This window comes from Phaeobacter inhibens DSM 16374 (genome assembly GCF_000473105.1).
Taxonomy (GTDB): Bacteria; Pseudomonadota; Alphaproteobacteria; order Rhodobacterales; family Rhodobacteraceae; genus Phaeobacter; species Phaeobacter inhibens.
This window is the reverse complement of sequence record NZ_AXBB01000005.1, coordinates 206,174-226,687: the sequence shown is the minus strand read 5'-3', so window position 1 is coordinate 226,687 and position 20,514 is coordinate 206,174. Positions and strand designations below refer to the sequence as shown.

17 protein-coding genes are annotated in these 20,514 nt (G+C 61.0%); 10 read left to right on the top strand and 7 right to left on the bottom strand.

Annotated features, from left to right (window positions below):
- Window positions 1–1,038, top strand: a 1,038-nt coding sequence (locus INHI_RS20665) for a family 16 glycosylhydrolase (RefSeq protein WP_027246599.1), incomplete at its 5' end; no start/stop codon positions are given.
- 34 nt (window positions 1,039–1,072) lie between these two features.
- Here the strand turns inward: INHI_RS20665 and INHI_RS0102540 are convergent.
- On the bottom strand, window positions 1,073–1,987 hold the full coding sequence (locus INHI_RS0102540; protein WP_027246598.1) for a sulfotransferase domain-containing protein: 915 nt from the start codon (window positions 1,985–1,987) through the stop codon (window positions 1,073–1,075).
- Window positions 1,988–2,170: 183 nt separating this feature from the next.
- Here INHI_RS0102540 and INHI_RS20185 point away from each other — a divergent pair, with 183 nt between their 5' ends.
- The 3 genes from INHI_RS20185 to INHI_RS0102525 are packed head-to-tail and all read left to right on the top strand — an operon-like array spanning window position 2,171 to window position 6,015.
- Window positions 2,171–3,436: a glycosyltransferase gene (locus INHI_RS20185; RefSeq protein ID WP_254656822.1), complete on the top strand. Its 1,266-nt coding sequence runs from the start codon at window positions 2,171–2,173 to the stop codon at window positions 3,434–3,436.
- A complete protein-coding gene (locus INHI_RS0102530; protein WP_027246596.1) occupies window positions 3,429–4,745 on the top strand; it encodes a glycosyltransferase family 2 protein in 1,317 nt (438 codons plus the stop codon). Before INHI_RS20185 ends, INHI_RS0102530 begins: the two co-directional genes overlap by 8 nt.
- On the top strand, window positions 4,729–6,015 hold the full coding sequence (locus INHI_RS0102525; RefSeq protein WP_014881638.1) for an O-antigen ligase family protein: 1,287 nt from the start codon (window positions 4,729–4,731) through the stop codon (window positions 6,013–6,015). Before INHI_RS0102530 ends, INHI_RS0102525 begins: the two co-directional genes overlap by 17 nt.
- 28 nt (window positions 6,016–6,043) lie before the next feature.
- Here INHI_RS0102525 and INHI_RS0102520 read toward each other — a convergent pair whose 3' ends face one another.
- Both INHI_RS0102520 and INHI_RS0102515 read right to left on the bottom strand, forming a co-directional pair.
- On the bottom strand, window positions 6,044–6,811 hold the full coding sequence (locus INHI_RS0102520) for a hypothetical protein (RefSeq protein ID WP_027246595.1): 768 nt from the start codon (window positions 6,809–6,811) through the stop codon (window positions 6,044–6,046).
- A 7-nt stretch (window positions 6,812–6,818) separates the two neighbouring features.
- Window positions 6,819–8,897, bottom strand: a complete 2,079-nt coding sequence (locus tag INHI_RS0102515) for a GumC family protein (protein WP_254656821.1) — start codon at window positions 8,895–8,897, stop codon at window positions 6,819–6,821.
- A gap of 175 nt (window positions 8,898–9,072) precedes the next feature.
- On the opposite strand from INHI_RS0102515, the gene INHI_RS0102510 reads away from it, so the two are divergent.
- From INHI_RS0102510 to INHI_RS0102500, 3 genes are read left to right on the top strand one after another with little or no spacing between them, the layout of a single operon-like run.
- Window positions 9,073–10,161, top strand: coding sequence for a glycosyltransferase family 2 protein (locus INHI_RS0102510; protein WP_027246594.1), 1,089 nt, complete (start codon window positions 9,073–9,075; stop codon window positions 10,159–10,161).
- A complete protein-coding gene (locus INHI_RS0102505; RefSeq protein WP_254656820.1) occupies window positions 10,151–11,119 on the top strand; it encodes a glycosyltransferase family 2 protein in 969 nt (322 codons plus the stop codon). The genes INHI_RS0102510 and INHI_RS0102505 overlap by 11 nt, the downstream gene beginning before the upstream one ends.
- A 3-nt stretch (window positions 11,120–11,122) precedes the next feature.
- A complete protein-coding gene (locus tag INHI_RS0102500; RefSeq protein ID WP_027246592.1) occupies window positions 11,123–12,304 on the top strand; it encodes a glycosyltransferase family protein in 1,182 nt (393 codons plus the stop codon).
- Here INHI_RS0102500 and INHI_RS0102495 read toward each other — a convergent pair.
- Window positions 12,208–13,272: a glycosyltransferase family protein gene (locus INHI_RS0102495; RefSeq protein WP_254656819.1), complete on the bottom strand. Its 1,065-nt coding sequence runs from the start codon at window positions 13,270–13,272 to the stop codon at window positions 12,208–12,210. The two genes, INHI_RS0102500 and INHI_RS0102495, sit on opposite strands and share 97 nt — an antisense overlap.
- A gap of 230 nt (window positions 13,273–13,502) precedes the next feature.
- Here INHI_RS0102495 and INHI_RS0102490 point away from each other — a divergent pair, with 230 nt between their 5' ends.
- Window positions 13,503–14,663, top strand: coding sequence for an ABC transporter substrate-binding protein (locus INHI_RS0102490; RefSeq protein ID WP_027246590.1), 1,161 nt, complete (start codon window positions 13,503–13,505; stop codon window positions 14,661–14,663).
- 100 nt (window positions 14,664–14,763) lie between these two features.
- Entirely contained in the window at window positions 14,764–17,430 is a 2,667-nt protein-coding gene (locus tag INHI_RS0102485) for a methyl-accepting chemotaxis protein (RefSeq protein WP_027246589.1), read from the top strand.
- Between the two features lie 95 nt (window positions 17,431–17,525).
- Here the strand turns inward: INHI_RS0102485 and INHI_RS0102480 are convergent, their stop codons facing one another.
- Both INHI_RS0102480 and INHI_RS0102475 read right to left on the bottom strand, forming a co-directional pair.
- Window positions 17,526–17,825 (bottom strand): AzlD domain-containing protein, encoded by a 300-nt coding sequence (locus tag INHI_RS0102480; RefSeq protein ID WP_014881647.1) that lies wholly within the window; start codon window positions 17,823–17,825, stop codon window positions 17,526–17,528.
- The gene (locus tag INHI_RS0102475) at window positions 17,822–18,538 is read right to left on the bottom strand and encodes an AzlC family ABC transporter permease (RefSeq protein ID WP_014881648.1); all 717 of its coding nucleotides are present in this window, start codon (window positions 18,536–18,538) and stop codon (window positions 17,822–17,824) included. Before INHI_RS0102475 ends, INHI_RS0102480 begins: the two co-directional genes overlap by 4 nt.
- A gap of 88 nt (window positions 18,539–18,626) precedes the next feature.
- Here INHI_RS0102475 and INHI_RS0102470 point away from each other — a divergent pair, with 88 nt between their 5' ends.
- Entirely contained in the window at window positions 18,627–19,100 is a 474-nt protein-coding gene (locus tag INHI_RS0102470; protein WP_027246588.1) for an Lrp/AsnC family transcriptional regulator, read from the top strand.
- A 45-nt stretch (window positions 19,101–19,145) separates the two neighbouring features.
- Here the strand turns inward: INHI_RS0102470 and INHI_RS0102465 are convergent, their stop codons facing one another.
- Complete coding sequence (locus INHI_RS0102465; RefSeq protein WP_027246587.1) at window positions 19,146–20,462, bottom strand: MFS transporter; 1,317 nt, start codon at window positions 20,460–20,462, stop codon at window positions 19,146–19,148.
- Window positions 20,463–20,514: the final 52 nt, after the last annotated feature.

Below are 20,514 nucleotides of genomic sequence, written 5' to 3'. Positions count from 1 at the left end.
TGGAGCTGGACAGCGCAGGCGCCGCAGATGCAGGACGGTACGGTTTTCGGTATGTTCCTCTATCAGGAGGACTATCGCAATGACCGCTGGCTGGAGTTCGATTTCGAATTTGTCGGCGCTAATACCCGTCAGGTGCAATTGAGCATTCATATGGAAGCAGAGGACGGCAGCCGCGTGCGTCTGGCGGACGGCCCCGCGGGGCCACTGGTTGTCGATCTTGGCTTTGATGCGGCTGCGGGGCTGCATACCTACGAAATTGAGCTAACCGGCACGGCTGCGATTTTTCGGGTGGATGGTGAAGTCCTTGCTGAATTGAGCGGAGCGGATATGCCGGGGGGATTGTGGTATTCCGGCGCGGTGAAAAGCTTTGCTGACCTCTGGGCGGTGTCTGACAATCAAACTGCTTGGGCAGGCACACCAGATCCGGACGCGCCGCCTTTGGTTGCCCTGATTGCCGATGTGTCCCTGCCGGGACAGGAGCAGGAGGGCACGCCCAACTTCGCGACCGAGCAGGTGGGTACCGATCAGGCCGAGGATATGTTTGGCGGCGATGGAGCAGATCTGATCCATGGCGGTGCCGGCGCGGATCAACTGGTTGGTAATAGCGGCGCAGATCATCTCTATGGGGACAAGGGCCGCGATATTCTGCGTGGCAAGGATGGCGATGATTTTCTTTTTGGCGGTCGTGGCAAGGACCGACTGGCCGGTGGCGGTGGAGAGGATGTGCTGGATGGCGGTATCGGTCGCGATCAGCTGCGGGGCGGAGGTGGCGCGGATACCTTCGTCTTCAGCCAGGGCGGTCCTGCCGATCGGGTCAATGATTTTACCCTGTCCCACGGGGATACTCTGGATCTGACTCGGTTCAACCTTAATGGTGCGGAGCAGTTGCGCTGGCTGGATGGGGAACGCGGCCGTGGGACACGCGATCTTTTGCAGGTCGAGGTGGACGATGGTTGGATCAATGTTGCTGTGATTGATGACAGGGCAGAGGCGCTGACGTTGGATCTGCTTATCGCGCAAGACGCCATTCTCTTCTGAGCAAGATGCAATATACATATATGTACATTGGTCTTTAGTGTTCCACGGCCCGCCAGCTCTCCCAGGGCAGGCTGTCACGCCCCAGCAATGCCGGGAGCTGGCGCAGGTCATCGGCGAAATAGGCGCGTAGCCTGGCGATATCGTCGTCCCCGAGGGGCGGCACCACATCGCGCATATTTTGGCTATTGGCGCGCAGTAGAGCCGATACCGGACCGGTGGATTTCAGCCGTGCCAGACCATCCTCAAAGCCTGCTTTGCGCAACTGATCACCCCCGGCACGAAGGGCACGGCGCAGGGTCGGCAAGCGGGCGCGGTCACTCTCGTTCCGGCGTTCGTGCAGCACTGGTGAGACATGGCTGTCGTCCAGTCCTGCGAACCGATAGACTCTCTGCGCTGCGGTGACGGGATCCGCGCTGATCTCCTCCGCTAGCATCACCAGGACACGGTCACGGCCAAGGGCCGCCAGCCAGCGGCCCAAGTGGCGGCTGTAGAGCCCCTGTTCCAGATAGGCTGGATTGTTGGCCAGCCCTTCATGAAAGGGGAGGGGAGGAATGTGCCCCTTGATCACCTCATGCAGGTGATTGGAATAGGCGCGGGCCACCGGATCACGCAGCAGGCAGACAACCCTGATCGTGGGATCAAAGGCGTTCAGCCGGTCGGGGCAGCGCGGATCGTAGAAATACGACGGGGAGGCCTCGAACCTGACCGGTTTGTCTGCGCCGTGGACGAAATGGCTGCAATACCACTGATACCCACGATCGAAATAGGCGCTGAAGAAATCCAGTTCCTTTGGGTCCGACACGGCGGCGTCCGGATGGGCGCCAAGGGCGGCATGGATGAAGGTGGAGGCACATTTCTGCGCGCCGATCCCCACTATGGTTGGACCGACCCGTGACAGGTTCGCATCGGTCTGGTGGTCATGCTGTGGCGCTGCGGGCATGTCGGTCATGGCGGATCTTTCCGAAGGGGCGGCGGTTGCGCTGCGGCGTCTCTTGGCCGTCAGTCTTAGCAGTTTGATGACACCGTGCCACGGGAAATGCCTCTGGGCCGTGATCCGGCCGGTTCCGCGTTCGGATCTGGTCTCGTTATGGGGCGGCGTGCTAAACATGTTCGGGGCAGAATGGGCAGACCTATGCAGGAACTGGCGGGGCAGGGGCGGTTGATTTCGATCATCATGGCCAATCATCAGGGCGCGCGCTACCTGCGCGCAGCACTGGCGTCTGTGCGGGCGCAGACCTACGATGACTGGGAGCTGATCGTGGCGGATGATGGCTCCAGCGATGGGTCGGTTGAGATCCTGCAAGACGCCGCTGCGCAGGACGCCCGTGTGCGGGTGCTGCTGTGGGAAACGCCAAGCGGCCCGGCCGCAGCGCGCAACCGGGCGCTGGCTGTTGCGCGGGGGGCGTGGCTGGCGATTTGCGATTCCGACGATATCATGCACCCGGACCGGCTCCGCCGCCTTCTGTTGGCGGCTCAGGCGTTGGGCGCCGATGCGGTGGCCGATGATATGATCCATTTTGCAACCGAGCCGATGGCGGCGCCGCGCAGCGTGTTCGGGCCGGAGCCGCAGGAAATGCCGCGCCAGATCGGTCCTGCGGAGATGCTGCGGGTGCCGGAGCCGGGGGAGGCCGGTGCGCAGCTGGGCTATATCAAGCCCTTGATCCAACGTGAGGCACTAGGTGGGCTGCGCTATGATGAAACGCTGACGATTGGTGAGGATCAGGATCTCTATCTGCGGCTGTTGCTACAGGGTGGACGTCTGTGGCTGCTGCCAGAGGCGCTTTACCTATACCGGCGGCATCCGCAGTCCTTATCCTATCGCTCCAGTCGGGCACATGTCGAGGCGTCGCTTGCGGCGCTGGAGGGTCTGTATGATCGGGTAAATTTGGATCAACACACTGAAATACAGTACATTCTGAGCAACAGGCGTCGGGTTTTGCAGCAGCGGTTGGCATTTGAAACGCTGGCAGAGGATTTGAAAAAACGGCGATTGATATCTGCTGCGGGGCAGCTGTTACGGGATCCCTATCTGGTCTTGCAATTGGCGCGGGTGGCCCTGGCCAAGGCACGCGGTCCCAAGCGCGGCCAAGAGGTTGAGCGGGCATCCGACGCGTCAGCGGAGGTGGTTCATCTGGTCGGGCCTGATGGGGCTGACCCTGTGCTGACGGGTGACGGTGCTGGCACGCGGATCGCGGTCCCGGCGCCGGAGGCAGATGGTGGCCACAGCGCGCTTTGGGCTGATCTGTGCCATCGCGCATCACGGGGCGCGCTGACGCTGACCTATGACGATGCTGCGGGATTGTCGGCGGCCTGGCGGGTCCCGGCGGCGGTGCATATCCGGGCGCGCGGGTCTGTGGTGACAGATCTCCCACCGCCCAAGGGCCAGCGTGATGGCTGACCCGCGGCCGCAGGTTTCAGTGATCATGGCCAGCCGCAATGCTGCGGCGTATCTGCCGTTGGCAATTCGGGCGGTATTGGCGCAGACGCTGACAGATCTGGAGCTGATTATTATCGATGACGCCTCGGAGGATGACAGTTGGGCGGTGATCTGCGCGGCGGTTGCCGCCGATCCGCGGATCCGGGCGCAGCGGCGGTCACACAGTGGCGGTCCGGCCATCGCCCGCAATGACGCGCTGGCGCTGGCGCGGGGGGAATGGGTTGCCATTTGCGACAGCGACGACAGCCAGCACCCCCGACGGCTGGAAATGATGCTGAACGCGGCGGGGGACCTGGCGGCAGATGTGGTCGCTGACGATATGATCCTGTTTTCCGGGCAGCCTATGGCGCGGGGCGCGACCATATTGGGTCAACACGCCCCGAAAGTGGCTCGGATGCTCAATTTGAAAGATCTGGTTCTGAGTGGCGTAGATCCTGAAGGTATCAGCCATATTGGGTATCTCAAGCCCCTGATTAAAAGATGTTTTCTGAATGATCTGCGTTATGATCCACGGCTGCGGATCGGAGAGGATCACGACTTGTACTTGCGGCTGGTGCTGGCGGGCGCGAAGATGTGGGTGCTGCCGATGGCAGCCTATCTCTATCGCCGTCATGTGGCCTCAACCTCCTATCGCAATGTGCCCCGGGATCTGACGGCGCAGATGGGTGTGCTGGATAATCTGGTCCAGCAACAGGGGCGCGCGGATCTGGCTGAACTGGCGCATGTCCGTCGGCAGGCGCTGCTGCGGCGGCACGCGCAGCTGGAGCTGGCACGGGATGTGCGGGCGGGTCATTTAGGACGGGCGCTGCGGCGTGCGGTGATGCGCCCTGATCATCTGCCCTGGCTGGCATCGGTGTTGCGCAACCGGATGGAGCTGAAAGTGCAGGCCGCGGCCTCGCGCCTGTGGCGGCGACCACAGCGCTGGCGTCTTGGAGGTCGCAGCGATGGGGCAGGGGGTGTCACCTTGCCTATGGATGCAGACGGCGCGCTGGATCTGAGCGCCGCTGCGGCACCGGTCTGGGCGCGGATGTGTTGTGAGGCCTCCCGCAGGGAGGTTGAGGCCGAGGCGGTTGACGCGCTGGGGCAATCGGCGCTCTGGATGGTGCCGACTGTCCGGACACTGGCAGCAGGGGCATCTGATGTTGCCAATGGGACGCGGGCACGGTGCTCTGCATGTGCTATGGCTGGATCGGCAGGCAGCGAGCGGGTAGCGGTGGAGAGCGGCGGAGATCAACAGCAGAACGCAGGGCAAGATGACACTGACGGTTGAGCCACATCAGGAGGCACAGCGGCAGCCAAGGCCGACGTCGGTGCTGCGGCGCGGGGCAGGGCGCTGGTGGTTAACGCGCGGCCATCTGCATATGGCCTATCTGATTTTGGCGGCGATGTCGGGCACCGGGGTGGTCTATCGGCTGGGGTTTCAGTCACCGGGCTGGATGGCGCTCTACGCGCTGACGATCCTGTGGTATCTGCGCGACTGGCGCCAGAGTGCTGCGATCCTGTGGCAGGCCTGGCCGGTGCTGATGCCCTGTGTCATTGCGATGGCTTCCACCCTGTGGAGCGTCAACCCGCCAGTCACCGCCTATCGCAGCTTTCAGTTGACGATGACGACATTGATCGCGGTGCGCATCGCCTCGGCTATTCCGGCGCATCATACGATGATTGTGGTCAGCCTGACCTCGGCCGCCGGCGTGGCGCTGTCCTATCTGAATTCCATCGTGACATTTCTGTCGCCTGCGTTTCATCCCAATGGAGCGTTGAAGGGCATCTATATGCATAAGAATTCGCTGGCCAAGGCGACAGTGAATGCAGCGCATGGGCTGGTGACGCTGGGATTCTACTGGCGGCTATCGATATTGGGCATGCTTGCGGCGGCGTTGATGATCCCGGTGCTGGGCATGGCTCAATCAGCGGGGGCCTATGTGACATTTGCCATTCTGGCGATTTATGTGCCGGTGCTGTGGATCCGCCGCTGGGGCGGGACAGCGCGACGGGTTGCGCTGCTGTTTTCGCTGATGGTGCTGTTTCTGGTGCCGCTCGCGATTTATATCTCGGGCGTTGACGCGCTGGGGTTGCTGCTGGAGCGTTTGGGCAAGGACAGCACTCTGACCGGGCGTACGGTGATCTGGGCTTTTGGGCTGGAAGAGATCGCCAAAGCGCCGATTGGGGGCGTTGGGTTTGGGGCCTTCTGGTCGGTGCCGTCTTATGCGCGGCTCTATATTGAGGCTTATGTCGACGAAGGGCTTTATTGGTTCCACAACAGCTATATTGAGCTGATGGTGGGCAATGGCTTACTGGGGGCGGTAACCTTCTTTGGCCTGCTGATCGCCGTCGTGATCCGTTGTTTTCGCTGGTATTTACAGGATGGTAGCGTGACCTCCGGGTATTACCTGTTCTACGTATTGATCAATCTGGTCGCGGCGCTGTCGGACAATGTAATTTATAACGAACACTCGATCCGGCATATGCTGATCGCCATGGCCTGGATTTATGCCGGGCGGGCACTGGGACGCTGGCGGGATGTGCCGCCTCGGATCTGATCAGGCCCGTATCCTAGTATAAAACGCGTTAAGCGGCGGGCTCAGAGCCAAGCGGCAGGCCCATCGCGGCCTCAAGTGCTGGATCAAGTTGAGCGGTGATCCAGGCGCGGTCGTCCGGCGTGATCAGCTGGCCTGATGTCTTGGGTTTCACATCGCGATTGGACCATGACCAGCCATAATGCCCCTGCGGGATCTTCAGTCGCGTATTGCGGGGCACCGGGCTTTCTTTGGCGATACGGGCGATGATCTCTTCCGGGTTTTGACTGATGACAGCATGGGTGGTGTAGATCACGCGTGCGCCGCGCTGCGGCAAGGACAGTAGCGCCTCGGCCTTGGCCTGTCGCAGGGCCAGCAGATTGGCAAAAGGCGCGCCGGTGATCGGGTGCAGATCCTGATTGAGCGGCTGACCTTTGCAGGGGCTTGTCTTTGGCAGATCGAACCATGCGGGCACGTCGATTTCGCTGCGCCATTCGGCGCGGATGAACGCGGAGAAGGAGAGATCGCGCAGCTCTGGCACGCTGTGCCAGGGTTTGCCGTACATGCTTTCGAGCCATTGGAAAGGATCACGGAAGATCACCACATAGAGCACATCAGCAGGCAGCGCGATGAGGTTGGGGAACGCGTGTTTCCACATCTCATAGCGCGGGCGCGCTGCTGCAAAATTCTGCTGGATCAGCTGGTCAAGGAAATTGGTGCCGGAACAGCGCTCACCCAGAACCTGATAGTTCAGGACCGGTTGGCCGAGGCTGCGGCGGCTGGCCATGCGGGCCTTGCGGAGAAGGGCGGCGAGCTGCATCTAAGCATCACCCGTGGTAATAACGGTCGCGGGACCGTTTGGTCGCCCCGTAGAGCGGTTTTGCAGCGGCTTTCACCTTGGTCAGAACGATGCCGTCGGGGCTGCGCCCCCCCTGTTCCAGCTCTCGCAGCGCATCGGTAAAGACGGCCTGCCGGGTGGTGTTCCACTGCGCCAGAAGGATCAGCAGATCCGCGTGCTGGCCGATGATCCGCGCATCGGGGACCACGGAAATCGGTGGGGTGTCGAAGATGATGATATCCCAGTGGCTGCGGGCCACCGACAAAAGCGCGGTCAGGCCGCCTTGGCTTAATAGATCTGCCGCACTGCCGGAGACGCTGCCGGCAGGTAGGATATCGGCTTGTCCCAGTGCGCCGGGCAGCACCGCCTCTGCCAGATCGCAGCGCCCGGACAGCACGTCGAACAGCCCCGGTTTGCTGTTGCCATCCGCCAGCGGGTCCGAGAGATAATGTCGGCGCAGGTCGCCGTCGACCAGCAGCACGGATTTGCCGATCTGCGCCATGTTATGCGCCATGGCCGCTGACAGGGTGGATTTGCCGTCGCCGCTCTCGGCGGAGGTGAAGACAACCACTTGCGGCGGTACATCGCCCCGCGCCATCAGCAGCGTGGTGCGCAGATTGCGGATGGCCTCGCCATCGCGGGTCTGAGGGCCAAGCGCGCTGGCTTGTTCGGGGCGGATTTTCTGTGAAAACTGATCCAGGACGGCGATCACCGGCACCGATGTTAGCCCTGCGATCTGCGCCGCGGAATGCAGGCGCGCGCGGGAGAGTTGCAAGACCACCACCAGCACCGTACCGAGAAATCCGCCGAGAAAGACTGACAGAATCAAGATCTGGCCCTTGTTCGGCAGGGCAGGGCGATCGGGTGGGAACGCGCGCGAGATCACCCGGCTGTCGGCCCGCTGAAGGCCAATTTGCATCGAGGTTTCACGCAGCCGGTTCTGAAAATTCTCAAACAACAGACGGCTTGCTTCGGCGTCCCGTTCGGCCTGCACCACTTCGGTCAGCGCATCACTTTGGGTGGCGATTGTGATCTCCAGATCGGCCATGGAACGGCGGATCGCCTGTTCCTTCGCTTCGGCCTCGCGCAGGTCACGGGCGAGTTGTGCCAGAACGCTCCGCCAGCCATCCTGTGGATTATCTGCCCGCGCCAGAATGGCACCGTAGCCGTTGCGCCGGGCAGCCACACGCTGTTCCTCAACTGTCTGCAGGCTGGTGAGTTCGGTCTGTGCGGCCTGTTGCTCTGCGACCTCTGCGGCCCGTTCGGCCAGGGCGCTGCGTAGCGAAATCAGGCGGTTTTCCAGACCGATCAGCTGCGCCGGGCTGGTGACGTCGGCCTGCGCGCGAATATCGGCGACCCGGCGCTCGTTCATCTCCAGCTGGCTGCGCAGTTCTGTCACCCGCTCCGCCAGCCACCCGGTGGCCTGTTCGGTCACATTCAGTTTCACGGCCACCTGATTTTCGACATAGGTATCGGCAAAGGCATTGGCGATATCCGCAGCCTTGAAAGGGTTCTCGCTCAGCACCCAGATTGAAAAGATATAGGTGTCCGGGATATTGACGACCCGCGTGTTGGCCAGAAGTGTCTGGATGACTTTCTCGCGAACAAATGCAGGGTCGGGGGTGAGTGATGTATCATAGACCTGCATCCCGAGGATGCCTTTGATCATGTCCTTCAGCACTTGCACCGGATTGAAGCCGGGATCGCGCAGCATCATGTTGAATTCCGGGTCAGAGATCAGATTGAGCCGATCGACAACCTGACCGGCCAGCTCTCGCCCGCCAAGGATATGGACCTCTGTACGGATCACCTCATCCGTGGCGGAGAGGCTGCTGACCACACTTTCGATATCCACCACTTTTTCATCGCGGGGGTCGAGCACCAGCTGCACCTCGGCTCCGTAAAGCGGGGTTGCGACGATATAGGCCCGCCAGATGCCAACGATCAGACCGATCAGCACGCAGGCCGCGATCACCCAGCGCCCGCGCCAGATGATTGCAAAAATGGCGCCGAGATCGAGCACCTCCTGACCGTCATCAGCGGCAAAGGACGTCTTAGGCGTGGACACGTTGGTTGACCCCATCGTTGTTGGTTTGCCCACGGCCCGCCCTGCGCTGCGCGACGCCGCAGAGGTGGCAAGTAGGTGGCAGGTCCAAGTTCATTAGACTGCGCGCAAAAATCAATCTGTTGCAGCATAATCAGATCCGCTAGACAGGTCCATAACACGGAATGGAACAAACACCATGGGCAGCAGCGGGCAGAACGGCAAAGAGGGCGCCACGAGCGCCAGCCCCGTGTCTGCGCCCAAGGATCTGCGTATTCTGGTTGTGATCCCGACCTTGAATGAAGCGAAGGCCATTCTGCCCTGCCTTGAGAGCCTGCTGCGTGATCCATTGCTGCGCGATCCGGCACGTTCATCGCTGGTGGTGGCAGATGGTGGCAGCACCGATGAGACGGTTGCGATTGTCCAGCGCTTTGCCGAGACAGCGCCGTGCCCGATACATGTGTTGCATAACCCGGAGCGGCTCCAGTCTGCGGCGGTCAACCGCGCTGTTGTCAATCACGAGGAGGGCTTTGACCTGCTGCTGCGATGTGATGCCCATGCGATTTATCCGGCGGATTACGCAACCGCTCTGCTCGCGGCATTTCGGCTGGCGAAGGATGCGGTGTCGGTTGTGGTGGCAATGGATTCTCAGGGGAATGGCAACTTTGGCAGGGCAGCGGCCTGGGTGGTCGATACGCCGTTTGGGTCCGGCGGGGCAGCCCATCGCGGGGGGCGGGCCTCAGGCTATGTCGACCATGGCCATCATGCGCTGATGGATCTGAACTGGTTTCGCAAGGTGGGGGGGTATGATGCTGCCTTTAGCCACAATGAGGATGCCGAGCTGGACTGGCGGTTGCGCGCTGCGGGCGGCCGGATCTGGCTGGCGGGCGATGTGCGGCTTGGCTATGTGATGCGCAGCACGCCCACGGCACTGTGGCGTCAGTATCAGAACTACGGTGCCGGTCGCGCTGCGACACTGATTAAGCATCGGATGCGACCGCGGTTGCGGCAGATGGTGCCGGTGCTGAATCTCGTCCTTTGCGTTATTGCGCTGGCGATCGCCGCTGTCTGGCCAGTCGCGCTGCTCTGGCCGTTGCTTTATCTGGCTGCAGTATTGGTGGTGACGCTGGTGGCGTGTCTTCGATTGGGAGCCATTGGGGTTTGGTCCGGGGTGGCCCTAATGGTGATGCATATGGCCTGGGCGATTGGGCTGCTGCGGAGGATGATCGGGTTTGGTCTTCGATCTGCCTCAGGGCACACAAGCCGGAAGCAGCGGGATGGAGGATGAGAGAATGATGGAGCGGATCTCAATCCTGCTGTGTACCTATCGGCGTCGCAGCGTTGTGGCGACGCTGGAGAGCCTGGCCGCGCTGCGCGCTCCGACGGGATACACGATTGATATTGTTGTTGCCGACAATGATGAGGCTCCCTCCTCGGAGCGTTGGGTGCGGGGTACGACAGCCTCCTGGCCGGTCAGCTACATCCATGCGCCTGCGCGCAATATCTCGGTTGCGCGCAATGCGTGCCTGGCCTTGGCGCGCAAACGGCAGTCCGATTGGATCGCCTTTGTCGATGATGACGAGGTGGTGCCTGCCGATTGGATCGAACAGCTGATGCGCCGGGCGGTGGAGACCCGTGCAGATGTGATCTCAGGCCCGGCAATCGCGCGCTACCCTACGGATGCGCCGAGCTGGATGGTGGATCAGGACTGGCACAGCAATTGGCCAGAGTTGCGCAGGCCCATGCAGACCGGAGCCGAGCAACCGCAGACGGCCCATAGCTGCAATGCGCTGATGCGATTTGCGGGTCAGCCCTGGGAGGGGGAGGCGTTCGATCTGGATCGCGGGACAAGCGGCGGCGAGGATACGGCCTATTTCTTTGCGCTGTCGCATATGGGCGCGCGGTTTGCGGTCTGTGCTGAGGCCCCGGTTTTTGAAGAGGTGGCCCCAGAGCGGTTGCGTCTTGGGTGGCTGGCCAAACGGCGGTTCCGCATGGGGCAGAGCTATGCGTCTGGCGCGCCCGGATCACTGGCGCGGATACGACTGGCAGGTGCTGCGATGGCGAAGGTGGTCTATTGCGCCGGTGCTGCGCTGCCAGCATTACCATCCGAAGCACGCCGCAATTTCTGGCTGTTGCGCGGATTGCTGCATCTGGGGGTGCTTGCGGGATGCTGTGCCCTGCCGCAACCCAGAATCTATGGCGGCCGCGCGGATCGCGAAGCTGGGTCCGAGCGGGTGCAGGGCTGAGCCATGGCGCGGCTGGTCTGCTTTGCCTCTGATCTGACCGATGTGGCCCAGCTGCGGCGGCTGGCGTCATTTCAGGCGCTGGGGCATGAAGTGATCTCGGTCGCGTCGCGCAAGGGACCGCTGCCGGTGGTGAATTGGCAGAATATTGATCTGGGCGAAATTGGCCAACACGGGCTGTTGCGACGCGGGCGGCTGGCGTTGGCCACGGCATTGCGTGATCCACGGCTGGCGCCGCTGGTGCAGCAGGCCGATCTGCTGGTGGCGCGCAATGTCGATATGCTGGCGCTGGCGGCCGCTCTGCGGCTGCGCTGCGGTGCTACCGCGCCAATCGCCTATGAGGTGCTGGATATCCATTCGCTGTTTGAGGGCGCAAGCCTCAAATCCAGAATGGCGCGCTGGGGTGAGAGGCGCCTGATGGCGGGGGCGGAGGTTCTGTGGCTGTCGTCGCCCGGATTCTACACCGGGTATTTTGCGCCGGTTCAGAGCTATTCGGGCCCTTGGCATCTGGTTGAAAACAAGATGGTTGTGCCTGAGGACATGGCGCGCCCTGTGCCGAACGACCGGGTGTCCGGGGGGGATGCGCTGCGGTTGGGCTGGATTGGGGCCATCCGCTGTCGCCCGAGTTTTGAGCTGCTACTGTGTGTGGCAGAACAGATGGGTCAAGCTGTTGAGGTGCATATTCATGGTAAGATCCACGACCATGTGCTTCCGGATTTTCACGCCCGGATCGCTGGCCTTGGAAATGTGATTTTCCACGGGGCCTATGCCTATCCCCATGGTCTTGCCGCCTGCTACGACAATTGCGATGTCGTCTGGGCGCAGGATCTCTGGCAGATGGGCGATCCCCTGCAGAGTGGCAATTCGGATTTGCTGCTGCCCAATCGGATCTATGAGGCGGGCTGGCATGGCTGCCCGGTCATCGCGGTGTCGGGGATGGAGACCGGTCACAAGATCGAGGCGACCGGGCAGGGTTGGACCCTGGCGAGCGCAGACGCAGAGGCGTTGATCCGATGTCTACAGTCTCTGACGCCATCGGAGATTGCCGCCGCTCGCCAGCGGATCGCCGAGCTGCCGGAGACGGTGTTCCGTCAAACCCCGGCAGATGTGGTGGCGCTTCTGGCCTCGGCGGGGGTCGAGCCGTGCAGCTCCGGTGCGGGTGCCCCGCGGTCGAAAAGCGGCGCATAAAGCGACATGAAGCGCTCCCCTCCCCGCCGCAGGGACAGGGTGTCTAACACGTAGTCGCGGGGACGATAGTTTGGCAGTGCAGTCCAGAACCGATCAAACTGCTCTTCAATATTCTCTATCTGGAACTGCAGCCCACAGCGTTCATCAAAATAGGGGACGGCGCTGGGACGGACATTCCCCTGCGCGAGAGCGCGCTGAGAGGGATCGACCAACTCTCCCTGATCCCAGGCAAAAACGGGCAGATTGGCCGACATGGCCTCCTGATAGGCAAGACCCTGCGTCTCATGTTCGGTGCAAAACAACAGCGCACGGCTGCGGCTGACCAGATCGCGATATTGCGCGGGGGTGTGGTGCCCATAGTCCAGCTCCCGCCAGCTGAGACCACGGGCGCTCAGAATATCGCGCAGTGGTTGGATCAGGTCAGTTTCACGAGCCGTTTTCCGGTGCCAGCGCACCTTGTTGTAAAACAGCACATCAATGGATTTGGGCGTGCCGGACATATCGGGCCAGGCATCCGTGTCGATACCAACGAACATCGGCGCAAACTGGGCGCGGGTCTCAATCGGATTGAGTTGGATGGGCCAGGTCGACGGGTAGGTCACCACCTTTAGGTCCAGCTGGCTGCGAATCGCAGCAAGCTCTGTTGGATCGGGAACCCGGCCGGGGCCGTAAATGGCGGGGTTTTGCAGTCCAAATCGTGCCAGCGGCGGGAGGTATCCACTCAATCCTATGGGGTGATCCGGGTGCCTGCGCGCAAAGCCAAAGTCATTTATCACCACGTCGTGGTCCAGAATTTGCAGGCTTTTGGCGAGGTTTTTGAAGGCAACATAGAACCCGGTGCGGGGCTGCGCGCCCTTCATCAGCCGATAGCCATAGCGCAGGCGCTCGCGCAGCTGTGACAGGTTTTGCCCACCCGGAAAGTCATAGGCCTTAAGGTCGTAGCCATCAAAAAACAAAGGGATTTTCACGATGAAGGGATCTTCACGATGGAGGGTCCTGCGTTTTGACCGGGAATAGAGCGCGATCAATCTAACAGCGGTCGCGGGTGACGTCGACGGTTTATGCATGCCGGGGGCGACGGCTTCCTAGGATCGTTAAAATGCGCTGCGTATTTTGCATGACATTCTTCTTGCGGCTGGAAGCTTTGTTAATGGCTAGGCGACAGGCTGCTGCGATGTATTTGAAGGTGGAGTAAACGATGTTGCTAAGAAAACTAACGACTGCGGCGGTTCTGGCTCTGGCGGTGCCATCGCTTGGACTGGCTGAGCAGGGGGTCTCTTCGACTGAGGTGCGCTTTGCGCAGGTTGCTGCGCTTGACGGGCCGGCCGCGGCGCTGGGTCAGGGCATGCAGCTGGGACTGGAGGCGGCTTTCGCCGAAGCGAATGCCGCTGGCGGTGTTCACGGGCGCAACATCGTTTTGGATAGCATGGACGACAGCTATGAACCGGATAAGTCTGTGGCGCTGGTCAAACAGGTGATTGCGGATAATCAGCACATCGGCCTGATTGGGGCCGTGGGCACGCCGACCGCTTCGGCGACGCAGCCGATTGCGACCGAGGCTGGGCTGCCCTTTATCGGGCCCTTCACTGGTGCAGGTTTCCTGCGCGATGCCAGCCATGGGAATATCCTCAATGTGCGGGCCACATATGCCGCGGAAACTGAGGCCTGGATTGCCCATCTGGTTGATGAGCAGAACATGAAATCGATCGCGCTTCTGTATCAGGATGACGGGTTTGGCCGTGTTGGTCTGGCCGGTGTGACCGCCGCCCTGGAAAAGCGCGGCATGACGCTGATGGCCGAAGGGACCTATACGCGCAATACCACTGCCGTGAAAAAGGCGCTGCTCACCATTCGCAAGGCAAAACCTGATGCGGTGGTGATGGTCGGAGCCTATAAGCCGGTTGCTGAGTTCATCAAGCTGTCACGTAAGCTGAAGTTCAACCCGACCTTTGTGAACATTTCTTTCGTCGGCTCCGATGCCCTGGCAAAGGAATTGGGTGACGCAGGCGAGGGTGTCATCATCAGCCAGGTTGTGCCGTTCCCATGGGATCAGTCGCTGCCTGTTGTGGCGCAATATCAGGCAGCACTGAAAGCCGTCGATGCTGACGCCGAGCCGGGTTTTGTGACGCTGGAGGGGTATCTGACCGGACGTCTGGCGATCCGTGCCTTGGAAGACGCCGGCGCGGATCTGACCCGTGACAGCTATCTCGCGGCCATGGCGGGACTGCGCGACGTGGACTTTGGCGGTGTTACCATGCGCTTTGGCCCGGATGACAATCAGGGCATGGACGATGTGTTCCTGACCCATATCACCAAAGAGGGTGGGTTTCAGCCCGTCGTCGCGGGTGGTGAATCTTAACGCAGCAATTGGTCGAGGCACATTCGGTGCCTCGACGACCCTGCGTCTGTCCGGTTTTTCGGGCAGAGCCTAGTAGTTTTAATGACTTACGGGACTAATTATGACCACGCAGACACGTAAACGCGCGACACGGCGGTGGAACCCGTTGTCTAGTATTCGCGCCAAGATGTTTCTCATCCTGCTGGCGATGGCGGGTACTTCGGCGGCGATTGGATATGCTGTGACACAAGCGTTTGAGCAGGTGTCTGCGGATGTGCATGTACTGACCGAGGACAAGCTTCCAGAACTGGAACTCAGCGGTCAGATGACCGCTGCGGCGGCCCGGACGAAAGACGCGATGGTTGCGGTCATGCTGGCGGAGACACCGGGCTCGCTCGACTTCGCAAAAAGCGATGTTACCGCAGCGGTCCGGGCTTTGGATGGCGCGGTAGAGCAGCTGCCGCAGGTGCTGCGTGATGAATTCAAACCCGATGTCGTTATGGTTGAAGAGGCGCTGGAAGCCTCGATCGCGGCGCGCACCGTCGCGTTTAAGAATGCCGCTGCGGTAATCGCCATGATGGAACAGCTTCAAGGCCTTAGCAGTGCCATGCAGGCCACCCTCGCCGAGATGGCGGATAACGCCTATTCGAACCTTTCCAAAGGCGGCGAACAGACGATGTCTGCGGTTGACGCAACATTGGTTGATCTGGTCGAAGTCAAATTCGCCACATTGCAATCCTTGTTGCAGGCGCGGGCGGAGATCAACCTGATCTCTGGTATCGCCTTGGCGATTGGCGAAACCGAGGACCGCGCGATGCAGTCGATCCTGACGGATCTGGCAAAGGCGTCGGATGGTCGCCTGAACGATGTCATCGATATTCTGGAGGTTGAGGCACCCGGTGTGGTGCCGATCTTTGCCATTCGGGACGCCGCCGCTGTATTGCAAAAGGCGGTGTCGCGCGGGCGGCTTCAGTCCAATGCGCTGCGTCAGGAGGTGCTGAGTGCACGCCTGTCCAGCGATACGGAACTGTCGACGGCGGTCGATGATATGGTGTTTGAGGTGACACTGGCGGCTGAAGATGCCAGCGACGACAGCAAGAAAGCCATTCAGGGGCTGCTGACCAACGAAGTTGGCTTCCTCAATACCCTGCTGGAGATCAACACCTGGATCAGTAATTTTCAGGTTGCCGCACTGGATGTGGTGACTGCGCAGAGCATCGCGCAGACCCGTGCTGCGGCGGAACCAATGGAGCAAGCGGCGGCGGCCCTGGCCGAGTATAAGACGTTTGACGATGGGCGGCTTGCGACCCAGCTCGATGAAATCATTACTATGGCAGAGCCGGATCAGGGGTTGGCGATTTTCCGCATTGCGTCGCTCACGGCGGATGCGGATGCCACCAAGGAAGCCAATGCAACGGCAAATGCAGTCTTGCAGATTGCCAGCCGCGCGTCCCTTCTGGGCTCAGGCAGCCGGGGTGAAATCGCCTATATGGCCACGGATATTGCGGTGACGGTCGATGAGGCCCACGCTAATATCGAACGGTTGCTGATGATGGCCGCCGGGTTGTTGGTGATGGCATTGCTGCTGACCCATTGGCTGGTTCAACGCCCGCTGAATGCGATCAGCCGCACCACCGAACGGCTTGCCGATGGTGATCTGAGCCCGATCAACGGGTTTGATCGGACCAGCGACGAAATCTACCGGATTGCACAGGCTCTGACGGTGTTTCGCGATGGTCTTGTCGAAAAAGAGGCGCTGTCCAAAGCCACAGAAGAGGAGCGGGCCGCCCATCAGGCCCAGCAGACCGCTGCAGTCACGGCTATTGGCAATGGTTTGGCACGGCTGGCCCAGGGCGATCTCTCGGCCCGGATCACCGAAGAGCTGACGGAAGGCTATGCGCAGCTGCAGGCCGATTTCAATCTGACGGTCGAAACACTGAGCAGAACGGTGGTGGATATGGTGGATGTGGCTTCGTCCATACGCAACGGTGCGGATGAGATCAGCCAGGCTTCTGATGATCTGTCGCGACGCACGGAAAGCCAGGCTGCGACGCTGGAAGAAACCGCCGCCGCATTGGATGAGCTGACTGCCAGCGTGAAATCCGCCGCCGATGGTGCGCGGGCCGTTGAGGCGACCACCCAAGATGCAAAGAGCGAAGCCGTAAAGAACGGCAGCGTCGTCAACAGCGCGGTCTCTGCCATGACTGATATTGAGGAAAGCTCCAAACATATCGCGCAGATTATTGGCGTGATTGATGATATCGCGTTCCAGACCAATCTTCTGGCGCTGAACGCGGGGGTTGAAGCGGCACGTGCTGGCGATGCCGGTCGCGGCTTTGCTGTTGTGGCTTCCGAAGTGCGGGGGCTGTCGCAACGCACCTCCGAGGCGGCGATGGAGATCAAGACGCTGATCAGCGAAAGCTCGAAAAAGGTCGATTATGGTGTCGAACTGGTGGGCAAGGCTGGCACCGCGCTAAGTGATATCGTGGCTCAGGTCGGGCAGATTTCGCAGCAGGTCTCCGAGATTGCCGATGGTGCTGCCTCGCAGTCTACTGGTCTGCATGAGATCAATATTGGCATGTCGCAGCTGGATCAGGTGACTCAGCAGAACGCGGCGATGGTGGAGGAATCCACTGCGGCCAGCCATATGCTGCGCGGTGATGCGACCAAGCTGGCGGAGCTGGTATCAAACTTCACCGTGGCGGAGGACAATGCACCGGCTGCTGCTGTGGAGACCCAGCAGGATGGATGGGATGAGGATCCTGACGACTGGCAGATGACCGGATGACGATCTCCGTCGTCGGTCCGTTCGACCTTTTGACACCTGCAGTGGCTGATACCGCTGCGGGTGTTTTTACGAAGGGAGGCTGGTGCGATTTCACATCATAGCAATGCGGCGTGGGAGAGCACAGCATAGGCTGCAACCCCGGCAACCATGGTCCAGATGACATTGTTTGTCAGCGCCGCGATACCGAGAGCAATGGCCGCTGCGACCCAGGTCTGGGGCGGTTGGTTTGCCAAGGATGTCGCAACCAGCGAGATCACGATCAAGCCTGGCAAATGCCCCAGCAGCGGGGCAAAGCGTGATTGCTGCACCCGATTGCCTGCGACCAGCCCAAGAACCCGGATTCCGAAGGCCAGCGCCGCAAGGGTCAGAATCAATCCCCATTCGTTAAATGTCATTGCGCCGGTACCTTTCTGCGCGGGTTAAGGAGAAGAACAGCAAGGCCGGTCAATGTACCGATCATTATGGCGTAGGCGGTGGGAACCTGTGCGACGACCAAGGCGAAACTGGCAACGAAGCTTGCCGTCCAAGGCGCGAGATCGCCAGTTCCTTTCCACAGGCCTCGGGCCATCGCAATGAAGGCAGCCGTAAAGGCAAAGCCGAGACCAAAGCGCTCCAGATCGCCGAAACTTGATCCGACCAGCGCGCCGAGGGCCGTTGACAGGGTCCAGACCGATATCATCACGCAGCCAGAGCCGATCAGGAAAGCTGCGCCAATCTGCGGGTTCTTCGCCCGCTCTGCCATCGTCAGGGCCCAGTTTTCATCGCCGGTCATGTGGATCGCCAGCAGTTTTTTCCACAGCGGCAGCCCGTCCAGCAGCGGTATCAGCGAGGCCACGATCCCGATGTAGCGCAGGTTCAGTGCGGCACCGGCCAGCACCGCGCCGAGAAGGGCCGAGCCGCTGGAGAATTGTTCAACCGCAACAATCTGCGAAGAGCCTGCGTGAACCAGACCGCTCATCGTGGCGATCCCCCACCAGGGAAAGCCGATCTGGGCTGCCAAAACGCCAAAGGCAAAACCATAAAGCGATGCGCCCAGTGCCAGTGGCAGGATTGCCAGCGCGCCTTGGGTCAGTGAAGCGGTATGTCGTTGCGGTGTGTGATGTGTCATTCCATGGGTTTATCACCTGTGAGTGATGCGCCATATGGCCCATGATCTTATATTGTGATATCTTCAGATCATTATTTCGGAGAATGTGATGTATGATGATCATGTGGATTCTGCGGATCGCATGTTGCTGACACAGCTGCAGAGGGACGCACGTACAACGGTGCAGCAGATGGCTGAGAAAAGCGGTCTGTCCACGGCCTCGGTCCAGCGCCGCTTGCGGCGGTTGCGCGAGGCAGGTGTCCTGCAGAAGGAAGTCGCGCTGGTTGATCAGCAGAAGGTGGGTCTAGGCGTTACCGCGATTGTTTCGGTGGAATTGGAACGGGATCGGCTGGAGCAGATTGACGCGTTCAAACGAAAGGCGCGGATTGATCCGCAGGTGCTGCATTTTTACTGCATCGCGGGGGATGCCGATTTTGTCATGGTTGTGGTGGCGCCGGACATTGCGGGCTACGAGGCATTCACCCATCGGTTTTTCTTTGCTGACAGCAATGTGCGTAAATTCCGCACCTCAATTGTGATTTCGACGGAGAAAAGCACACAGGAGCTGCCGCTGGATATTTAGGGAGCTGACCTTGCCGTCGGTGCGGCGGATCGCAGATCAGCACGGTCAGGTGCGCGGGTGAAGATCGTCGACCACCACCGGGTGCCGATGGTTCGGCCCATGGCCGTAGGTGGCCAGATGTGGGTGATCTGCGGGCAGGTCAGGGTGATCATGCGTAGCGGCCTCAGCCTGATGCGCGAGACCGCCATCGTCGCGCCAAAGCCTTGCGGCGAGCAGCAATCCGCCGCCTGCTAGGGTCCCCAGCAGCAGAAACGTGGCGTCGAAGCCGGCGCGCGCGCCGATCTGCCCGGCGAGTGGATAGGTCAGCAGCCAGCAGGCGTGGCTGAGCGCAAACTGGGCCGCAAACAGGGCGGGGCGATCCTCGGGAAGGGCAGACCGCCGCAGCAATCGGCCGGTCGGGGTCTGGGCCAGGCTGAAGCCAAAGCCGAGCAGGGCCCAAAGAGCCACCAGAAGACCAAAGCTGTCGGCCCATGGGCCGATCCACAGGCCGATGGTCAACAGCGCGCCACCCGCCAGCATGGGCGGGCGATCCAGCATATGATCCAGCACCCGCGGCAGCAGGAGGGCGGCCATCATTGAGCCGCCGCCAAAGGCCGCCAGTGCGATGGCAACCTGGGGTTCGTTGAGCGCGAAGTGACCCTTGACCAACACAATGGTGTTGACGATGACCATCGAGGAGGCCGCTGCGACCACCAGATTCAATGCCAGCAGACCGCGCAGTCTTGGGGTGGCGAAATAGAGCCGGATACCGCGCGTTGTGCGGGTCCAGATGCTGCGTGGGGAGCTGGGCTGCGGCGAGGGGATCGGCACCGAGACCACCAGCAGAGCGGAGGCAAGAAACCCGATCACGGTTCCGGTAAACAGCACCGGGAAACTGACGACGGTGAGAAGGGCTGCAGCAAGCATTGGCGACAGCAGACTTTCCAGATCATAGGCCAGCCGTGACAGAGATAGCGCGCGGGTATATTCGGTTTCATCAGGCAGCACATCGGGAATGGTGGCCTGAAAGGTTGGCGTGAACCCGGCTGAGGCCGCCTGCATGAGAAAGATCAGACCGTAAATATGCCAGATCTCGGTGACGAAAGGCAAAGCGAGCGCAACAGCGGCGCGGATAAGATCGAGCGATACCAACATGACGCGTCGCGGCAGTTGGTCTGCAAGGGCGGAGGCGATAGGCGCCAACCCGACATAGGCCAGCATCTTGATCGCAAGTGCGGTGCCAAGAACAACACCTGCCTGCTCGCCAGCGATCTGCCAGGCCAGCAGGCCAAGCGCGACCGTGGCAAGCCCGGTTCCCAGCAACGCGATGATCTGGGCAGCTAGAAGATGGCGATAGGTTCGATTTGCGAGAACAGAGAGCATGCCGACCCAGGGTGCGTTATTGTCAGGATATGAGTCGGTTCGCCCATCTGAT

Bases quoted from the DNA above. Each gene is read 5' to 3' on its own strand.
- INHI_RS0102525 (WP_014881638.1), top strand. From the start codon at position 4,729: ATGACACTGACGGTTGAGCCACATCAGGAGGCACAGCGGCAGCCAAGG.
- INHI_RS0102530 (WP_027246596.1), top strand. From the start codon at position 3,429: ATGGCTGACCCGCGGCCGCAGGTTTCAGTGATCATGGCCAGCCGCAAT.
- INHI_RS0102470 (WP_027246588.1), top strand. From the start codon at position 18,627: ATGTATGATGATCATGTGGATTCTGCGGATCGCATGTTGCTGACACAG.
- INHI_RS0102505 (WP_254656820.1), top strand. From the start codon at position 10,151: ATGGAGGATGAGAGAATGATGGAGCGGATCTCAATCCTGCTGTGTACC.
- INHI_RS20185 (WP_254656822.1), top strand. From the start codon at position 2,171: ATGCAGGAACTGGCGGGGCAGGGGCGGTTGATTTCGATCATCATGGCC.
- INHI_RS0102500 (WP_027246592.1), top strand. From the start codon at position 11,123: ATGGCGCGGCTGGTCTGCTTTGCCTCTGATCTGACCGATGTGGCCCAG.
- INHI_RS0102490 (WP_027246590.1), top strand. From the start codon at position 13,503: ATGTTGCTAAGAAAACTAACGACTGCGGCGGTTCTGGCTCTGGCGGTG.
- INHI_RS0102475 (WP_014881648.1), bottom strand. From the start codon at position 18,538: ATGACACATCACACACCGCAACGACATACCGCTTCACTGACCCAAGGC.
- INHI_RS0102510 (WP_027246594.1), top strand. From the start codon at position 9,073: ATGGGCAGCAGCGGGCAGAACGGCAAAGAGGGCGCCACGAGCGCCAGC.
- INHI_RS0102480 (WP_014881647.1), bottom strand. From the start codon at position 17,825: ATGACATTTAACGAATGGGGATTGATTCTGACCCTTGCGGCGCTGGCC.
- INHI_RS0102485 (WP_027246589.1), top strand. From the start codon at position 14,764: ATGACCACGCAGACACGTAAACGCGCGACACGGCGGTGGAACCCGTTG.
- INHI_RS0102520 (WP_027246595.1), bottom strand. From the start codon at position 6,811: ATGCAGCTCGCCGCCCTTCTCCGCAAGGCCCGCATGGCCAGCCGCCGC.
- INHI_RS0102540 (WP_027246598.1), bottom strand. From the start codon at position 1,987: ATGACCGACATGCCCGCAGCGCCACAGCATGACCACCAGACCGATGCG.
- INHI_RS0102465 (WP_027246587.1), bottom strand. From the start codon at position 20,462: ATGCTCTCTGTTCTCGCAAATCGAACCTATCGCCATCTTCTAGCTGCC.